This window comes from Oceanobacillus senegalensis, assembly GCF_900176885.1.
Classification (GTDB): Bacteria; Bacillota; Bacilli; order Bacillales; family Amphibacillaceae; genus Oceanobacillus; species Oceanobacillus senegalensis.
Genome location: NZ_LT839648.1, coordinates 1,814,266 through 1,832,219, shown reverse-complemented (window position 1 = coordinate 1,832,219; position 17,954 = coordinate 1,814,266). Strand labels below are relative to the sequence as shown.

Annotated in this window: 16 protein-coding genes; 15 read left to right on the top strand and 1 reads right to left on the bottom strand. The window is 36.7% G+C overall.

Translation table 11 applies throughout. The features are described 5' to 3' along the window. The first annotated feature begins 19 nt into the window (after positions 1-19). The 8 genes from fmt (at position 20) to spoVM (ending at position 7,544) form a co-directional block, all read left to right on the top strand. Complete coding sequence (fmt, locus tag CAO17_RS08710) at positions 20-958, top strand: methionyl-tRNA formyltransferase (protein ID WP_085992437.1); 939 nt, start codon at positions 20-22, stop codon at positions 956-958. Between the two features lies 1 nt (position 959). Then, a complete protein-coding gene (gene rsmB / locus CAO17_RS08705) occupies positions 960-2,309 on the top strand; it encodes a 16S rRNA (cytosine(967)-C(5))-methyltransferase RsmB (protein ID WP_085992436.1) in 1,350 nt (449 codons plus the stop codon). 81 nt (positions 2,310-2,390) lie between these two features. Then, positions 2,391-3,149 carry a Stp1/IreP family PP2C-type Ser/Thr phosphatase gene (locus CAO17_RS08700; protein WP_085992435.1) on the top strand — a complete coding sequence of 253 codons (759 nt, stop codon included), beginning with the start codon at positions 2,391-2,393 and terminating at the stop codon, positions 3,147-3,149. Further along, entirely contained in the window at positions 3,146-5,230 is a 2,085-nt protein-coding gene (gene pknB, locus CAO17_RS08695) for a Stk1 family PASTA domain-containing Ser/Thr kinase (RefSeq protein WP_085992434.1), read from the top strand. Before CAO17_RS08700 ends, pknB begins: the two co-directional genes overlap by 4 nt. After that, complete coding sequence (rsgA, locus tag CAO17_RS08690) at positions 5,231-6,112, top strand: ribosome small subunit-dependent GTPase A (RefSeq protein WP_085992433.1); 882 nt, start codon at positions 5,231-5,233, stop codon at positions 6,110-6,112. Positions 6,113-6,115: 3 nt separating this feature from the next. After that, positions 6,116-6,772, top strand: a complete 657-nt coding sequence (gene rpe, locus CAO17_RS08685) for a ribulose-phosphate 3-epimerase (protein ID WP_085992432.1) — start codon at positions 6,116-6,118, stop codon at positions 6,770-6,772. Between the two features lie 7 nt (positions 6,773-6,779). After that, a complete protein-coding gene (locus CAO17_RS08680) occupies positions 6,780-7,433 on the top strand; it encodes a thiamine diphosphokinase (RefSeq protein WP_085992431.1) in 654 nt (217 codons plus the stop codon). 30 nt (positions 7,434-7,463) lie between these two features. Continuing rightward, positions 7,464-7,544: a stage V sporulation protein SpoVM gene (spoVM, locus tag CAO17_RS08675; protein ID WP_085992430.1), complete on the top strand. Its 81-nt coding sequence runs from the start codon at positions 7,464-7,466 to the stop codon at positions 7,542-7,544. Positions 7,545-7,824: 280 nt separating this feature from the next. Here spoVM and rpmB read toward each other — a convergent pair whose 3' ends face one another. Continuing rightward, positions 7,825-8,013, bottom strand: a complete 189-nt coding sequence (gene rpmB, locus CAO17_RS08670; protein ID WP_085992429.1) for a 50S ribosomal protein L28 — start codon at positions 8,011-8,013, stop codon at positions 7,825-7,827. 353 nt (positions 8,014-8,366) lie between these two features. On the opposite strand from rpmB, the gene CAO17_RS08665 reads away from it, so the two are divergent. The 7 genes from CAO17_RS08665 to plsX all read left to right on the top strand — a co-directional run bounded on the left by CAO17_RS08665 (position 8,367) and on the right by plsX (position 17,952). Then, positions 8,367-8,729 (top strand): Asp23/Gls24 family envelope stress response protein, encoded by a 363-nt coding sequence (locus tag CAO17_RS08665; RefSeq protein ID WP_085992428.1) that lies wholly within the window; start codon positions 8,367-8,369, stop codon positions 8,727-8,729. Positions 8,730-8,773: 44 nt separating this feature from the next. Next, positions 8,774-10,438 carry a DAK2 domain-containing protein gene (locus CAO17_RS08660; RefSeq protein ID WP_085992427.1) on the top strand — a complete coding sequence of 555 codons (1,665 nt, stop codon included), beginning with the start codon at positions 8,774-8,776 and terminating at the stop codon, positions 10,436-10,438. A 295-nt stretch (positions 10,439-10,733) separates the two neighbouring features. Beyond that, positions 10,734-11,831, top strand: coding sequence for an ABC transporter ATP-binding protein (locus CAO17_RS08655; protein ID WP_085992384.1), 1,098 nt, complete (start codon positions 10,734-10,736; stop codon positions 11,829-11,831). A 4-nt stretch (positions 11,832-11,835) separates the two neighbouring features. Further along, entirely contained in the window at positions 11,836-13,521 is a 1,686-nt protein-coding gene (locus CAO17_RS08650) for an ABC transporter permease (protein WP_085992383.1), read from the top strand. A gap of 622 nt (positions 13,522-14,143) precedes the next feature. Next, entirely contained in the window at positions 14,144-16,177 is a 2,034-nt protein-coding gene (gene recG / locus CAO17_RS08645) for an ATP-dependent DNA helicase RecG (protein ID WP_085992426.1), read from the top strand. A 202-nt stretch (positions 16,178-16,379) separates the two neighbouring features. Next, the gene (gene fapR, locus CAO17_RS08640; RefSeq protein WP_085992425.1) at positions 16,380-16,970 is read left to right on the top strand and encodes a transcription factor FapR; all 591 of its coding nucleotides are present in this window, start codon (positions 16,380-16,382) and stop codon (positions 16,968-16,970) included. After that, the gene (plsX, locus tag CAO17_RS08635) at positions 16,954-17,952 is read left to right on the top strand and encodes a phosphate acyltransferase PlsX (protein WP_085992424.1); all 999 of its coding nucleotides are present in this window, start codon (positions 16,954-16,956) and stop codon (positions 17,950-17,952) included. The genes fapR and plsX overlap by 17 nt, the downstream gene beginning before the upstream one ends. The last annotated feature ends 2 nt before the right edge of the window (positions 17,953-17,954 follow it).

Below are 17,954 nucleotides of genomic sequence, written 5' to 3'. Positions count from 1 at the left end.
TTAGAAAGAAGGTACGACAATGAAACGAATCGTATTTATGGGGACACCTGACTTTTCAGTGCCAGTATTGCAAGCACTTATAGGAACAGAATATGAAGTGGTACTAGTTGTTACTCAACCAGACCGACCAAAAGGAAGAAAGCGTGCCATCACACCACCACCAGTTAAAGTAGAAGCAGAAAAACATGGTATACCAGTATTTCAACCAGATAAAATAAGAGATGAATATAATAAAATATTGTCTTATGCTCCAGATATTATTGTTACAGCAGCATATGGTCAAATATTACCAAAGGAGTTGCTAGAGAAACCTAAATATGGCTGTGTTAATGTTCATGCTTCATTACTACCAGAATTACGTGGCGGGGCACCGATTCATTATTCCATTATTCAAGGAAAAAATGAAACAGGCATCACGATAATGTATATGGCAGAAAAATTAGACGCAGGTGATATTCTTTCACAAGTGACGGTTCCAATAGAAGGAGAAGATCATGTAGGTATTTTGCATGATAAATTGTCTGAAGCAGGTGCCGAACTATTATTAGATACGTTACCAAAGCTTTTTAGTGGAAATATAACCCCTATTAAACAGGATGATAGTAAAGCAACGTTTGCATCTAATATCAAACGAGAACAAGAAAGAATTGATTGGACCAAATCCAATATAGAAATATATAATCAAATTCGTGGATTACATCCATGGCCGGTCGCAGCAACGACATATGAAGGAAAGAATATGAAAATCTGGTGGGGGGTACCGACAGCATCTGAAACCAAAGGACAACCTGGTGAAATTGTCCGTGTAGAAGAGGATTACTTTACTGTAGTCTGTGGTGAACACAGTGGTATTAATATTACAGAGATACAACCTGCAGGAAAAAAAAGAATGCCTGTTAAGGATTATTTGAGAGGTGCTAGAAATCGAATTCAGACAGGTATTATTTTAGGTGGTTAAAATGAAAGAATATGGATTAAGAAACGCAATATTAGATTTACTCATCCGAATAGAAAAGGATCAAGGTTTTAGTCACCTTTTAATCGACCACGAGATTAAATCTAAGAGGATTAATGCTAAAGATGAAAAGCTTCTAACTGAAATTGTTTACGGTACATTACAGCGTAAAATAACATTAGATTATTATATTAATCAATTTATTAGTCCCAAGAAGAAAATGGATGTATGGGTAAGGATACTATTACGGATGTCCCTATATCAAATGGCTTTTCTGGATAAGGTACCAGACCATGCTGTCATACATGAGGCGGTAGAAATTGCTAAGAAACGTGGTCATAAAGGAATCAGTGGCTTTGTTAACGGAGTATTACGAAATGTCCAGCGTAAAGGGGTTCCAGATACTTCCGAGATTAAGGATAAATTAAAAAGGCTATCTGTTGAAACCAGTCATCCAGAATGGCTTGTCAAACGGTGGGTGGATGAGTATGGTTATGAAACGACTAAACGAATGTGTGAAGCAAATAGTTCTAAGAAACATCAATCTATTCGTGTACAACCATTAAAAACAACTGTTGATGAAGCGATGAAGAGTTTGACGGAACAGGGCTTTGAAGTCAAGCCGTCCATTTTTTCTAATCAGGGAATTATTATCGAAAAGGGAAATATCCTGTCCACTGATTTATTTAGGAATGGATATGTAACCATTCAGGACCAAAGTTCTATGCTCGTTGGAGAGATGCTTCGTGCAGAACAGAATATGAAGGTGCTTGATGCATGTAGTGCTCCTGGTGGAAAAGCGACACATATAGCTGAAAAAATGGAGAATCAAGGAACAGTTTATGCTTATGATTTACACAAAAAGAAAGTAAACTTAATTAACCATAAAGCAGATGAGTTAGGATTGCAAATCATTCATGCCAACCCATCGGATGCAAGAAAACTACAATCTATACATGAGCCAGAAACGTTCGATCGTATTTTAGTTGATGCTCCGTGTTCTGGTTTAGGAGTTATACGAGGTAAACCAGAGATAAAATATAATAAAAAGGAATCAGATATTACCACTCTTTCAACAATCCAATTAGAAATATTGGATAGTGTTGCACCGCTTTTGAAAAAAGGTGGTTTGTTCATATATAGTACATGCACAGTGGATAGGGTGGAAAATGAACAGGTTGTACAAAGATTTCTTGAAAATCATGATGAATTTAAAGTGGACCCATCATTTTTTGAGGAACTACCTGAAGATATGAGACGAGCAAATGGTTTAACAGAGTTTGGATTCCAACTATTTCCCCAAGATTTCCAAACAGACGGATTTTTTCTTACTAGATTTAAAAAAATTGACTAATCATGTACTTTAATCAGAGGAATTGTGTAATACTTGGATAAGAAACATGTATTCTGTACGCAATGCCTAAGGGGGGATAAGATGCAAGGAATATTCCTGACAGACCGAGGTAAGGTTAGGGCACTTAATGAGGATTCTGGTGGAATATACTATAATTCTCAAAATCAGATGTTAGCTATTATTGCGGATGGAATGGGCGGCCATCAAGCGGGTGATGTTGCAAGTCAAATGGCCACTTCTTTCATCCAGGAAAAGTGGGAAAGTAGTGAAACGTTTAAGAAACCCGACGAAGTTGAGAAATGGTTATTTCGTACAATTTACAAAATTAATGAATCCATCTATCAACATGCACAAAAATATACAGAGTGTGAGGGTATGGGGACGACATTAGTTATCGTTGTCCATGTTGATGACTTTCTTACAGTAGCCCACATTGGTGACAGTCGTTGCTATCTATTAAATGAAACAGGTTTTAATCAAGTAACAGAGGATCATTCTTTAGTCAATGCTTTGGTCCAATCAGGACAGATAACAAAAGATGATGCAAAACACCATCCAAGAAAAAATGTGGTATTACGAGCGTTAGGTTCGGAATCAAAGGTTGATCCCGATATAAAAACCATAACGATTGAAGAGGATGACACACTTTTACTTTGTTCAGATGGACTGACTGATAAAATTTCGGATAATGAACTTTTCGAAATCATTCATTCACAGAATCAGCTTCAACAAATAGGTCAACAATTGATTGAACTTGCAAATAGTCGTGGTGGAGAAGATAATATTTCTCTTATTCTACTGTCCAATTCTTTCTTGGTGGAAGAAGGTGTACGTGAATGAACAGCGGTCACCTTTTGAATGAACGTTATAGAATTAAGGCTAAAATTGGCGGCGGTGGAATGGCCGATGTTTTTTTAGCAAGAGACATTATTTTAGAACGTGATGTTGCTGTTAAAGCGCTTCGTATGGAATATGCAAATGATGAGGAATTTATTGCACGATTTGACCGCGAAGCCCAATCTGCCACCAGTCTCTCACACCCTAACATTGTTAGTATTTATGATGTAGGGGAAGAAGAACATCTGCTTTATATGGTTATGGAATATGTGGATGGGATGACTTTAAAGGAATACATACAACGATTTGGACCAATTGGTGTTGAAGAAGCATTGGATATTATGAAGCAAATAACCTCAGCGATAGCTCATGCCCATGCAAATGATATTGTTCACCGGGACATAAAACCACAAAATATATTGATAGATAATTTTGGTCAGGCAAAAGTAACTGATTTTGGGATTGCTATCGCATTAAGTGCAACGGCTTTAACACAGACGAATTCGATTTTAGGGTCTGTTCATTACTTATCACCAGAACAAGCAAGAGGTGGAATGGCAACTAAAAAATCAGATATTTATTCACTTGGTATCGTGCTTTTTGAAATGTTGACGGGAAGGTTACCTTTTTCAGGACAGTCTCCAGTTTCTATTGCCTTAAAGCACTTACAAAGCGATACGCCTTCTGTTAGACGATTTAATCAGGATATACCGCAAAGTGTAGAAAACATTGTTTTAAAGGCAACAGCTAAGGACCCATTCCATCGTTATGAGACAATTTATGATTTAGAAGAGGCGATTAATGTAGCTCTTCATCCTGATAAGCTTCATGAGCCACCCTATTCTCCTCCAGCTGAAGTAGGGGAAGAAACAAAGGCTATTCCTATTATTACCGATAATCAATTAGAGGAGAACTTTGATCAGGAGACGATTATTCATCATACAAACGGTACAACGAAGCAACATCTAGGTGAGAAGAGTCATCTAGAACCGACTGATATAGAAGCTAGCTCCGATGACAAGAAAAAGAAGGGTAAGAAACCTAAAAATCAAAAGAAGAAAAGAAGAAAATGGCCTATTGTTCTGTCAATCATTCTTCTCTTAGCTATATCGGGGATTATCGCCTTATTTGTTATACCTGGAATTTTCCAACCCAAGGATGTGGTAATCCCAGATGTTCTTGAAATGGAAGCAGATGATGCGAGTGATACGTTAGAGGAACTTGGTCTAGTGGTGGAAGAGGAAATGGTACCTTCTGAGGAAGTGAAAGAAGGACTTGTCGTTCGAATTAATCCAAACGTTGGTAGAACGGTTAAAGAACAATCAACAGTTACACTTTATGTAAGTTCGGGTAAAGAAAAAGTAGAATTAGAGGATTATGTTGGTCAAGATTACAGTGACGTTAAGAAAAAACTAGAATTGGAAGGATTTAAAAATTTTTCTCCCACTAACAAACACTCTGATAAACCAGAGGGTGAAATAACAGCTCAGATTTTTCCTGTACCTGGTAGTGAAGTTGTACCGGAGGAAACAACGGTAATTTTTGAAGTGAGTCTGGGACCGGAACCAATCATATTAACGAATCTCAGGAATTTTACAGAAGACGAGGCAAAATCTTATTTAGAGAAAAACGGATTAAAAATGAATCCAATAAAAGAGTATTCTGAAGAGGAAAAGGGAACTGTTATCAACCAAGAACCATCTGTAGGGTCGAAGGTTGAACCGGGTGAAACGGTTAATGTTTATATTTCACGTGGTCCTAAGGAATTGCCTCCAGAATCACGAAAAATAGAAGTGTCAGTGCCTTATGAACCAAAAGAATCACAAGAACAACCTGGTGCAGAACAGAACGACAATTCGGAACAACCTGGCAATGAACCTCCAGTTGAGCAGCGAATAAGAGTATATATAGATGATATGGATAGTGACCCATCTGTCCCAGAAATCGACAGAGCAATTACAGAGGATGAAGTTATTACTTTTACGGTTATGATTGAACCAGGTGGAAGTGCAGAGTACCGTGTATTACGAGATGACGAGGAAATAAAGAGTGAAACATTACATTATGAAGAAGAGGGTGAATAAATGGCAGAAGGCAGAATAATCAAGGCTTTAAGTGGATTTTACTATGTTAAATCAGAGGACAGCGTATACCAATGTAGAGGACGAGGGGTATTTCGTAATAAAAAGATTACCCCTCTAGTAGGTGATTTTGTTGAATTTGAGATAAATGATCCGGATGAAGGGTATATCATGAAAATCAAACCTAGAACAAATGAACTAGTGCGTCCACCGATTGCAAATATCAATCAAGCAATCATCGTTGGTTCTGCCATTTCGCCAGATTTCAGTACAATCTTACTGGATCGTTTCTTAGTATTGATTGAATCAAAAAATATAGATCCAGTTATTTTTATTACCAAGATGGATTTATTGTCTAACAAAGAGAAAGCGAAAATGGAAGATTATCAAAGGATTTACGAAAATATTGGCTACAAAGTAGAGCTACTATCAACAAAAGATGCTAGGGATTTTCCTGATTTACGTAATTATCTTGAGGGGAAGGTTTCGGTTATTGCCGGGCAATCGGGTGTTGGTAAATCTTCTTTGATTAACGCGATAAAGCCTTCGCTTTTTTTAGAAACGAATGAAATTTCCAGCAGTCTTGGAAGAGGGAAGCATACGACTAGACATGTGGAACTTATTGAAGTTTATGGTGGATTAGTAGCTGATACACCAGGGTTTAGTGCTTTGGATTTTAGTAGTATTCAGGCAGTGGATTTAACAGAGTATTTCCCTGAATTATTGGAACTTCGTGAGGGTTGTAAATTTAGGGGCTGCCTGCATTATAAAGAACCGAAGTGTGCCGTAAAATCAGCTGTAGAAAATGGAGAAGTGGAATCGTTCAGATATGATCATTATATTCATTTCTTAGAAGAAATACAGTCAAGAAAGCCGAGGTATTAAAATATGACAAAAATAGCACCATCAATATTGTCAGCAGATTTTGCAAAATTAGGATCAGAGATTAAGGATGTGGAAGAAGGGGGAGCAGATTATATTCATGTGGATGTAATGGATGGGCATTTTGTTCCGAATATAACCATTGGTCCCTTAATAGTTGATGCTATTCGCCCAGTTACAAATCTTCCGCTCGATGTTCATTTAATGATTGAAAATCCTGATGCATACATTCCGTCTTTTGCAAAAAGCGGTGCATCTATTATAACGGTACATCAAGAAGCTTGTGTGCATTTACATCGTACCGTCCAACTAATTAAAGATAATGGTGTGAAGGCTGGTGTAGTCATCAATCCAGCAACGCCAGCAGAATCCTTATTACCAATATTGCCTGATGTAGATATGGTATTGATTATGACAGTAAATCCGGGATTTGGTGGACAGAAATTTATTCAACATACATTAACTAAAGTTAAAAAGCTTGCTGAATGGAGACAGGAATTTGGTCTACAGTTCGAAATCGAAGTAGATGGCGGTGTTAATAAAGATACGGCTAAGCAGTGCACAGATGCTGGAGTAGACGTTCTTGTTGCTGGAAGTGCTATTTTTAATCGTGAAAATAGAACAGAAGCTATAAAAGAGATTCTTCAGGCTGCAAAGGAGTAAATTCTAAATGAGGTGTGGAATAGTTGGAAATGGTCCTGCTGAAAACCATCCTAATTTTAATGATTATAAAGATAAAATAGATATATGGATTGGAGCGGATCGTGGGGCACTTTATTTAGCGGAAAAAAATATATCGATAAAATATGCAATTGGTGATTTTGACTCGATAAACAACGATGAGAAAACCATCATAAAAAGACATGCAGATTTTTACGAGGAACATCTGGCAGAAAAGGATGAAACGGATTTAGAATTGGCTTTGGAAAAGGCCTACGAACTTCATCCGAATGAAATTTTTTTATTTGGTGTAACAGGTGGGAGACTGGATCATGAACTAGCTAATATTCAGTTACTGTACTCCATCCGTAAAAAAGGGATACGTGGTATTCTAGTTGATTGTTTGAATATGATGGAAATAACGTTTCCCGGAAAACATAGAATTTCTAATGATGAAAACTTTCCATATATCTCCTTCATTCCATTGACAATGGAAGTAGAAGGTTTAACATTGACTAACTTTTATTACCCTCTTCAAAATGAAACCATTAGTTGGGGCTCGACTCTTTGTATTTCTAATAAGTTGATTTCAAATTTTGGTACTTTTTCCTACCTAAGTGGCATATTATTATTTGTAAAGAGTCGTAATGTAATTCCCGTATAAATTGGAATTACTTATATGAGGAGGGCACTTATGAAATTTTATACAATTAAACTCCCGAAATTTTTAGGTGGATTTGTAAGAGTAGTCATTGGAATTTTTAAAAAGGATTAAATAAAAGTAAGGTATGAATGAAGCTTTTGTCTTTAATGTGGCAAGAGCCTCTTTTTTAGACGTTAAGAATGTATAAAATTTTAACTAAGAAGAGCTTGACTTAATAATTGTACTCTAAAATAAGGAAAACTAATTCGTACCCTTAAGGACAAGCGAATGTGAGTTTTTCTAAAAGAAATTTCTTTACGTGTTTTTCAATAAGATAAGAAAATACAACAAAAGCACCCATTTATTATTTAATGGGTGCTTTTGTTCTAACTAATGTTAATATAAACGTATATTATACGCGCTCCACTTTCCCTGATTTAAGTGCGCGTGCAGATACATAAACTTTTTTAGGTTTTCCATCTACCATAATACGTACTTTTTGTACATTAGCTTTCCAATTACGCTTGTTGGAATTCATAGCGTGAGAACGTTGGTTTCCACTGCGAGTTTTACGTCCAGTTACAACACATTTTCTAGCCATGTTATTCCCTCCTAACTCTACCAATTGTCATTATTACTAATACAATTTATCACAAGTAACGAAAGATTGCAATTGAATATTTTAATATACAAACCAAATTAGGGGAAAAATAGGGGTGTAACATTCATTAATGTTTGTTAAAGTATAAATACTTGACAGATTATGCTGTTTCGTCCATTGTAATAAAGGGATTTATACAAATAGGTCGGTAGTACTTCTGACCACTTTTAATGACTAGAAGTGATTTCAGCTCGTGAATTAATAGGCTGATAACCGTTGATGTTACTTTTAAAAATATGTACTGTATAGTATAATTTCCTTATATTACTAGTTGGTGTTTAAGGAGGATTTTTATGTCCATTGAATTAAATACAAGAGATGGTCAAGTGACCATTACGAACGATGTCATTGCTACCATAGCAGGTGGGTCTGCGGTTGAGTGCTATGGAATAGTTGGGATGGCGTCAAAAAGTCAAATTAGAGATGGGATAGCAGAAATTCTTAGAAAAGAAAATTATTCCCGTGGGATTATTGTACGACAAGAAGATGATCAATTACATATAGATATGTATATTATTGTAAGCTATGGAACGAAAATTTCTGAGGTAGCTAGTAATGTACAGTCTCAAGTAAAATATGCATTGAGTCAATCACTTGGATTAACTATCAACTCTGTTAATATTTACATTCAGGGAGTAAGGGTTGCTAAGGATTAGGTTAACCATTGACTCATTTTTACGTGATTCGAGGAGGAAGTATTGTGACGGTTGAAAAAATAGATGGCGTTATCTTAACACAGATGATTCTTGCTGGTGCACGCCATTTAACAAATAACGCTAAGAAAATCGATGCTTTAAACGTATTTCCAGTACCTGATGGTGATACTGGAACAAATATGAATTTATCCATGACCTCCGGTGCTAATGAAGTTAAAAAGCTAAATAGTAAGCATGCATCTGAGGTGGCAAATGCTTTTTCAAAAGGTCTTTTAATGGGGGCCAGGGGAAATTCTGGTGTTATCCTTTCCCAAATTTTTCGCGGTTTTGCAAAAGGGATGGAAAAAAGGGAATCTCTAAAAGTCCAGGATTTTGCTTTTGCAGTTGAATCAGGTGTGAATACGGCTTATAAAGCAGTAATGAAACCAGTAGAAGGCACGATTTTAACTGTAGCAAAGGACGCAGGAAATAAAGCAATAGAGGTTGCAAAAACTGATAATGATATAATTAGCTTAATGGAACAGATTCTCGCAGAAGCTAAAGCATCCCTAAAACGTACCCCTGATTTGCTACCAGTCCTTAAAGAAGTAGGGGTTGTTGATTCTGGAGGTCAGGGACTAGTTACGATTTATGAAGGTTTCTTGGCTGCATTAAAAGGTGAAGAACTACCTGAGGAAGACGCTTCTCTAGTTGATATGGAGGAGATGGTGAATGCAGAACACCATAAAGCCAATCAAGACTTTATGGATACCTCAGAAATTAAATTTGGCTATTGTACGGAGTTTATGGTGAAGTTTGAGGAAGACAAGCTTGTTAAAAATCCTTTTAATGAACAAGAGTTTCGCAACGAATTAAGTGAATTAGGTGATTCCTTGTTGGTTGTATCGGATGAGGACATTGTTAAAGTTCACGTTCACTCAGAAACACCGGGAACATGTCTAACATTAGGTCAACGTTTTGGCAGTCTTATCAATATGAAAATTGAAAATATGCGTGAACAGCATACGGCAATTGTTGGTAAAAAAACAGAAAGACCACAGCCTAAGGAAAAGAAAGAATATGCAGTTGTTACGGTTGCCATGGGTAAAGGGATAAAAGAGCTTCTAGAGAGTTTAGGTGCATCTGTCGTTATTGAAGGTGGACAAACTATGAATCCGAGTACACAGGATATTGCAGAGGCTATTAAGGAAGCTCATGCTAAAAATGTTATTATCCTACCAAATAATAAAAATATTCGTATGGCTGCAGATCAAGCTGCAGAATTAGCAGAGGAACGTGTGGAAGTAGTGCCTACAACAACTATTCCACAGGGGATTAGTGCGATGTTAGCATTCCATCCAGAAGCTGAACTTGACACGAATAAGGAAGCGATGGATGAAGCAAGAAAACAGGTGAAAACAGGACAAATTACTTATGCGGTTCGAGATACACAAATAGAGGGTACCAAAATTGAAAAAGGACATTTCATGGGTATTGCAGATGGTGAAATTAAATCAACACACTCAGAAAAAATGGATGCCGTTAAGTTACTATTAAATGAAATGATAACAGAAGATGATGAAATATTAACGATTCTATACGGAGAAGGCATTGAATCAGATGAAGTAGATGAGCTAGTATCTTATATTGAATCAACGTACGAGGAAATGGAAGTAGAGGTTCACGCAGGTAACCAGCCTATTTATTCCTACATTTTCTCTGTAGAGTAATTAACATTAGATTCTTAATTTGATGTAAAAGACGAAAACATATATAGTTAGCACTCCAATCACCTTAGAGTTGGAGTGCTCTTTTTGTTTAAAGCCCTTTTCGATTTTTGTCATTTATTCGTAGTTGAAGGATGATGCGCAATAACTCTAAAAATCAAGATAGTATAATAATACCGATACGTAAATACATCGACGTGCTATTCACAGGACAAGGAAGGCTTCGTGAGCATGACATCTTCGTTAGAAAAGNTTTTCATCCAACCTTTATGAAGATTCTGTTAAAGGAGTTGTTGTTATGTCAACCGTTAATTTATCAACGATAACAAAACAATTTGGTCATGTAACAGCAGTCAAAGAATTAAATCTATTAATTAATGAAGGTGAATTTTTTACTTTTCTCGGTCCGAGTGGATGTGGTAAAACAACAACTCTTCGCATGATTGCTGGATTCTACTATCCTACGAAGGGGAAGGTTTTGTTTAATGATAAAGATATGACTACGGTACCACCGGAGAAAAGAAATACGGGCATGGTTTTCCAAAATTATGCATTATTCCCACATATGACTGTCTTTGAAAATGTGGCTTTTGGTTTAAAGGTAAGAAAGATGAATAAAAGTGAAACGAAAAAAAGAGTAGAAGATGTTCTGAAAAAAGTACGTTTGGAGCAATATATCGACAGACAAGTGAGTCAATTAAGTGGTGGACAGCAACAGCGTGTTGCATTAGCACGTGCATTAGTTATTGAGCCGGATATTCTCTTATTAGATGAACCACTTAGTAACTTGGATGCTAGACTACGAGATGAAATGCGTAATGAAATTTTGCGCTTGCAAAGGGATTATGGCATTACCACCATCTATGTTACCCATGACCAGGTAGAAGCCTTGACAATGAGTGATCGAATAGCGGTTTTTAATATGGGGGTATGCCAACAAGTCGGCACACCGACTGAAATCTATAATGAGCCCGTCAATGATTTTGTAGCTGAATTTATCGGGGAGACAAATCTACTTCCTATCACATTTGAAAATCAGACAGAGACCCAGAAGATTTACCGGAATGAAGATTTAGATACTTCTATTTTTGTAAACGATAACAAATTGAATATTGCTTCTTATGATGATTCAGATGAACTCGTTATGTCTATACGACCAGAAGCAGTTCAAATCGTTGAGGAAAAGGAGGAAATGGAAAATATACTCCAGGGAGAGGTTTCTCTTGTTCAATTTACAGGTGCATCTGTTCATACTTATGTAACACTTCAAGATGGTTTGATGATAAGAACAACGGATTTAAATGAAGGTCCAAGTACATATTTAAGTGAAGGTAAGAAGGTTACTGTACGGCTTCCAGCTGATCAAATACGCGTGATTCCAAAGGCAAGGACGTGATCACATGTTAAATGCTGAAAAAAGAAAAACCATTCTACTATTAATCCCTATTATTCTTGTTCTAGTCGGATATGTCTTATATCCGTCTATTGAAACCATGATTGAAAGTTTTAAAAAAGAGGGAACCTTTAGCTTACAGAATTATCAAGACTTTTTTGGAGAAAAAGCAGAAGCCAATTTAGAAGCATTATGGAATTCGGTTTGGATATCTCTATTATCCGTATTTTTTAGTGCGTTAATCGGTATTCCACTAGCCTACATTTTTAACCGGTATGATTTTCCTGGGAGGATATTTTTCTCACAGATTGCGATTATGCCTATTGTTTTGCCATCCCTAGTAGGTGTCATGGCTTTTATGTATTTATATGGAGAAGCTGGTTTAGTTCCGAATATCATGAAGGACTTATTTAACTTATCTGAGGTACCCTTTAGCATTGGCGGAATTTCTGGCATTCTCATTGTTCATGCCTATACGATGTACCCTTATTTTTATATGACGACATCTTCGGCATTAAATAATATCGATCCTTCCTTGGAGGAGTCTGCATATAATCTCGGTGCAAACCGATTTAGGGTGTTTAGGAAGGTTACTTTTCCATTGTTAACTCCCGGTATCGTTGCTGCATCTTTACTTGTTTTCATGGTATCGATGGCATCATTTAGTGCACCATTTTTATTAGCCGGGGGATTTCGTGTTTTAAGTTTGCAAATCTATTTTTCTAAAATTAATGGTGACTTAGAAATGGCAGCAACCCAATCTGTCGTCCTAACGATGGTTTCTATTTCCTTCTTACTATTTATGCGTTGGTATCAAAATCGAAAAGATTATCGTATGGCAAGTAAGGGAATAGGTGCCCATCGTAGTGAAGTTAGTAACCCATTATTAAAATGGGTGATGGTGACAATTGGAATCTTAGCTATGATTGTACTGTTATTGCCACACGCAACCTTACTTATTTTATCCCTTGTTCCAGAAGGTGGATGGACATGGCAAACGTATCCGCAGGTGTTCAATCTAGAAAACTATCGTTTACTGTTTGAAGATCCAAACATCTGGGATCCTGTTAGAAATAGTTTAATTATGTCCTTCATTGCTTGTATTGGTGTATTTGTATTTGGAATTATTACCTCCTATGCATTGGTTAAGCGTAAGTTTGTCGGGAAAAACCTATTGGATATTCTTGTGATGATCCCGTGGGTATTACCTGCAACGGTAGTCGGGATGAATATGGTGTTGGCATTTAATGAACCATCTGTATTTTCATTTGGTCAAGTATTAGTAGGTACCTTTTGGATTCTGCCACTGGCATACTTTATTAGGTTTATTCCATTAGTTGTTCGTTCGACAACTGCAGTATTAGAGCAAATGGATGATTCGATTGAGGAAGCCGCACAGAACTTGGGTGCCAAATGGTTCTATACATTTAGAAGAGTTGTTATTCCTATCATTTTACCTGGTGTGTTAAGTGGTACATTACTAGCTTTCGTGCAAGCGGTCGGTGAGTTCCCAACATCCGTACTACTCTATACATTAGGAAACCGACCGATATCCATTGAAATCATGAACCAATTACGGATGTTTAATATGGGGCAAGCAGCTGCCTATGGAATGATTCAGGTTGGATTAATAGCAATTGTCATGATTATTTCGAGTAAGTTCTTTAAAGTAAAAGCAGATAATGCATTGTAAATAATATTTGGATTGAGCTTTGTTGTATATTATCTCGTAATTGAAAGAAAATGCGCAGTAACTTTAAAAATCAATATAGTATAAATAATACCGATACGTAAATACATTATAGACGTGCTATTCACAGGACAAGGAAGGCTTCGTGAGCATGACATCTTCGTTAGAAAAGCGGATAGTATTTTCAAGGAGGCAACTGCACTCCATTCCAATTCACTATTCAATATGTGAATAAATTTTTGACATAAATAGAAGGTGTGTGATGTTTAGCACCAACCAGCGAAGGAAATACACGAAGACTCCAGTGGGATGAAAAGCCTAGGTGAGACTATGAAGAGCGTTAGCTAGGAGGAGGCTCAGCAGCTCCCACGGAAAGCTGTAGTGTATTTCCGCAGCGGTATTTAAGCTCCAGATTTCAGGTGAAGTTACTGCACATTCTATCTACATTACGTCAAAACAAATCTTTCACAAAAAGGCATTTTCATTTAATTTCAAAATTCGTTCATACATATAAAAAGCCATTCACGATGATTAATAAAAGATTTTTTGATATAATTTACATTAGTCCGCACAATGTACGGTAATTAGAGAAAAAATGGAATGTACTATGGAAAGAGTGATAATTGTGCTTAATAATTCTGTGACGGAATTAAGTGGAGTAGGAGAAAAGTTTAGTGATGATTTAGCGTTATTAAACATCCATTCGATTGGTGATCTCATTCATTATTTTCCCTCTCGGTACGATGTTTTTGAATTAAAACCACTAGCTGAATTAATCCATGATGATAAGGCTACAATCGAAGGAAAAGTGGTGCATGAGCCTACATTGCAATTCTATGGAAAAAGAAAATCTAGACTCACTTTTACTGTCGAAGTGGAGGGAGTTGCAATAAAAGCGGTTATGTTTAATCGTGCATTTGCTAAAAAGCAAATCCATCCCGATGCAGTTGTTACACTTACAGGGAAATGGGATGCCCATAGGCTGCAAATTACAGTCAGTAATTATAAAGTGGGAACATTTGATAATCAAACACAAATTCAGCCTATGTATTCATTAAGGGGAAATATTACAAATATAAAGCTGAAAAAAATTATTAGACAGGCATTGGAAAATTATTCAGATGATATTCCAGAAATTTTACCCAAAAATTATTTGGCCTCCTATAAAATTCCTGAAAGAAAAAAAGCAATTCAAGCTATGCATTTCCCTCCAAGTCGAATTGCCTTGAAACATGCCAGACGTAGGTTTATATTTGAGGAATTCCTTATTTTCCAGTTGAAAATGCAGTTGTTACGAAAGAAAAATAAAGAGGCTACTCAAGGAAATGCTCAAATGTATGATCCCCAAAAGGTACAGTCGTTTATACAAGATTTCCCTTTTGAACTAACAAATGCACAGAAAAAAGTATTAAATGAGATATTATCGGACATGAAGTCTCCGTATCGGATGAACAGATTGCTGCAGGGGGATGTAGGTTCCGGGAAAACAGCAGTAGCAGCAATTGGTTTATTTGCATCTGTAACATCAGGCAAACAAGGAGCTCTTATGGTACCGACAGAAATCTTAGCAGAACAACATTTTGAATCTCTAAATAATTTATTTGGAAAACAGGCTAATTTAGCCCTTTTGACTGGTTCCGTTAAAGGAAAGAGAAGAAAGGAAATTTTGGCTGGGATTGAAGAGCATAATATTGATATATTAATTGGTACCCATGCGTTGATTCAAGAGGATGTTGATTTTAATGATTTGGGTTTTGTTATTGTTGATGAACAGCATCGTTTTGGTGTAGAACAAAGACGAACATTAAGAGACAAGGGACTATATCCTGATGTATTATTCATGACTGCAACACCAATTCCTAGGACATTAGCTATCACGGCTTTTGGTGATATGGATGTTTCGGTTATTGATGAAATGCCTAAGGGAAGAAGGGAAATTGAAACGTATTGGGCAAAAGAAAACATGTTGGAACGAATTCTTCGCATGATTGAAAAGCATGTAGCTCAGGGTGAGCAGGCATATGTTATCTGCCCATTGATTGAGGAATCGGATAAATTAGATATTCAGGATGCTGTTGATCTGTATCACCAGTTGGTAGAAATTTTTCCTTCTCATATTCAGGTTGGACTTATGCATGGAAGGCTCAAATCAAATGAAAAAGAAGAAGTAATGAAACAATTTGCTGAAAATCGGATTCAAGTTCTTGTATCTACCACAGTCGTTGAAGTGGGAGTTAATGTTCCCAATGCTACGATTATGGTAATTTATGATGCAGAGCGTTTCGGACTATCTCAATTACATCAGCTCCGTGGACGAGTTGGAAGGGGAGATAAGCAAAGCTATTGTATATTAATAGCTGATCCGAAGGGGGAGGTAGGGAAAGAGAGAATGCGTATTATGACAGAGACGACAAATGGATTCGAACTTTCTGAACAAGACTTGAAGTTAAGAGGTCCTGGAGATTTCTTCGGTAAGAAGCAGAGTGGTATTCCTGAGTTTAAGGTAGCTGATATGGTTCACGATTATAAAGCATTAGAAACAGCTAGAAAAGATGCACAAGAAATAATCCAAAGTAACTTATTGGAGGGGGATAGTGAATATTTTCGCTTGAAGGAATTATTGGAGAAAGATTCTGCTTTAACAGGAACATTAGATTGATACTTGCATAAATTAATATGGTATTATATATTACTGTTAGTACCAAGTCATAAAGTGAAATTGCAATCAGCAGGAAGTTCCATTCATCCAAACTGATTAATAGATGAAATCATATGTTAACTGGATGCCTGCTTCATGAAGTGGGGTTTTACAGGCAGTTATATTGTGATAAATGTGAAGACAATGGATGGTGCATGAATAAATGAGACGAACAAAGGCAGAAAGACAACAATTACTAAAAGAAAAAATAGAAGAAACACCATTTATAACGGATGAACAACTTGCTAAATTTTTTTCTGTTAGTATCCAAACGATTCGATTGGATCGTATGGAATTATCCATACCAGAGTTAAGAGAACGAATTAAGTATGTAGCCACGAATCAATGGAATGAAACGGTTAAAGCGCTACCACTGGAAGAAGTCATTGGTGAAGTGATTGACTTAGAATTGGATAAGCGTGCCATTTCCATTTTAGATATTTATTCTGATTTAGTATTCTCCAGAAACAAGATAGCTCGAGGGCACCATTTATTCGCTCAAGCAAACTCACTTGCTGTAGCAGTGATAAATGATGAACTTGCATTAACTGCTAAGGCAGATATTAAATTTAAGAGGCAGGTAAAAGAGGGCGAAAGAGTTGTTGCAAAAGCAACAGTGGAGGGGAATCAAAAAGGATTAACGCTTGTTCGTGTACATAGTTTTGTTGGGAATGAACAGGTCTTTACAGGTGATTTTCACATGTATCGCTCCAATGAAGGAAAAGGAGAAAATGATCATGAAAATAGCAATTGATGCCATGGGAGGCGATCACGCACCTAAAGAAATAGTACTAGGTGCAATGGAAGCAGTCTCAGAGCTAGAGGATTTACATATAACATTAATAGGTGATGAAAGCCAAATAAAACCTTTCTTAACTTCCTCCCGTAACATTGATTTGCTTCATACAGATGAGGTTATCACTGGCAATGATGAACCAGTAAGGGCAGTAAGAAGAAAGAAGAAATCTTCCCTTGTGCTAACTGCTAAGGAAGTAAAGGAAGGGAGAGCGAAAGCTTGTATCTCGGCTGGTAATACAGGAGCATTAATGAGTGCCGGGTTATTTGTAGTCGGTAGAATTCCTGGGATAGACAGGCCAGCTTTAAGTCCGACATTACCAACTATGGATGGCAAAGGCTTTTTACTGTTAGATGTTGGTGCGAACGTTGATGCGAAACCTAATCATTTGGTGCAATATGCCATAATGGGTTCTGTATATTCGGAAAAAGTTCGTTCCATAAAAAATCCTAAGGTTGGTTTGTTAAATGTTGGAACAGAGGATGGTAAAGGGAATGATCTTACAAAAAAAACATTTAAGCAATTACAGGATGCACCGGTGAATTTTATAGGAAATGTGGAAGCGAGAGATTTATTAGACGGAGTAGCTGATGTAGTTGTTACAGATGGTTTTAGTGGAAATGTTGCTTTAAAAACAATTGAAGGTACGGCAGGTACTCTTTTTTCGATATTGAAAGAAACCATGATGTCATCGTTTAAGTCAAAGATTGGTGCAGCACTTTTAAAAAATGATTTACGAGGATTAAAAGAAAAATTAGATTATTCAGAATATGGTGGTGCAGGATTATTTGGTCTTGCAGCACCTGTTATAAAAGCACACGGTTCATCTAATCAAAAGGCTATTGCTAGTGCCATTAAACAAGCTAAGCATATGGTGGAACATGATGTAACTAATACAATTAAAACAACGGTTGAATCCATGAATTTGGAGAAGGAGTGAGA

Excerpts from the sequence above, each read along its gene's own strand:
- rsmB (WP_085992436.1), top strand. The coding sequence starts at position 960 with ATGAAAGAATATGGATTAAGAAACGCAATATTAGATTTACTCATCCGA.
- CAO17_RS08680 (WP_085992431.1), top strand. The coding sequence starts at position 6,780 with ATGAGGTGTGGAATAGTTGGAAATGGTCCTGCTGAAAACCATCCTAAT.
- CAO17_RS08665 (WP_085992428.1), top strand. The coding sequence starts at position 8,367 with ATGTCCATTGAATTAAATACAAGAGATGGTCAAGTGACCATTACGAAC.
- plsX (WP_085992424.1), top strand. The coding sequence starts at position 16,954 with ATGAAAATAGCAATTGATGCCATGGGAGGCGATCACGCACCTAAAGAA.
- CAO17_RS08650 (WP_085992383.1), top strand. The coding sequence starts at position 11,836 with ATGTTAAATGCTGAAAAAAGAAAAACCATTCTACTATTAATCCCTATT.
- rpe (WP_085992432.1), top strand. The coding sequence starts at position 6,116 with ATGACAAAAATAGCACCATCAATATTGTCAGCAGATTTTGCAAAATTA.
- CAO17_RS08700 (WP_085992435.1), top strand. The coding sequence starts at position 2,391 with ATGCAAGGAATATTCCTGACAGACCGAGGTAAGGTTAGGGCACTTAAT.
- pknB (WP_085992434.1), top strand. The coding sequence starts at position 3,146 with ATGAACAGCGGTCACCTTTTGAATGAACGTTATAGAATTAAGGCTAAA.
- rsgA (WP_085992433.1), top strand. The coding sequence starts at position 5,231 with ATGGCAGAAGGCAGAATAATCAAGGCTTTAAGTGGATTTTACTATGTT.
- fapR (WP_085992425.1), top strand. The coding sequence starts at position 16,380 with ATGAGACGAACAAAGGCAGAAAGACAACAATTACTAAAAGAAAAAATA.
- spoVM (WP_085992430.1), top strand. The coding sequence starts at position 7,464 with ATGAAATTTTATACAATTAAACTCCCGAAATTTTTAGGTGGATTTGTA.
- rpmB (WP_085992429.1), bottom strand. The coding sequence starts at position 8,013 with ATGGCTAGAAAATGTGTTGTAACTGGACGTAAAACTCGCAGTGGAAAC.
- fmt (WP_085992437.1), top strand. The coding sequence starts at position 20 with ATGAAACGAATCGTATTTATGGGGACACCTGACTTTTCAGTGCCAGTA.
- CAO17_RS08655 (WP_085992384.1), top strand. The coding sequence starts at position 10,734 with ATGTCAACCGTTAATTTATCAACGATAACAAAACAATTTGGTCATGTA.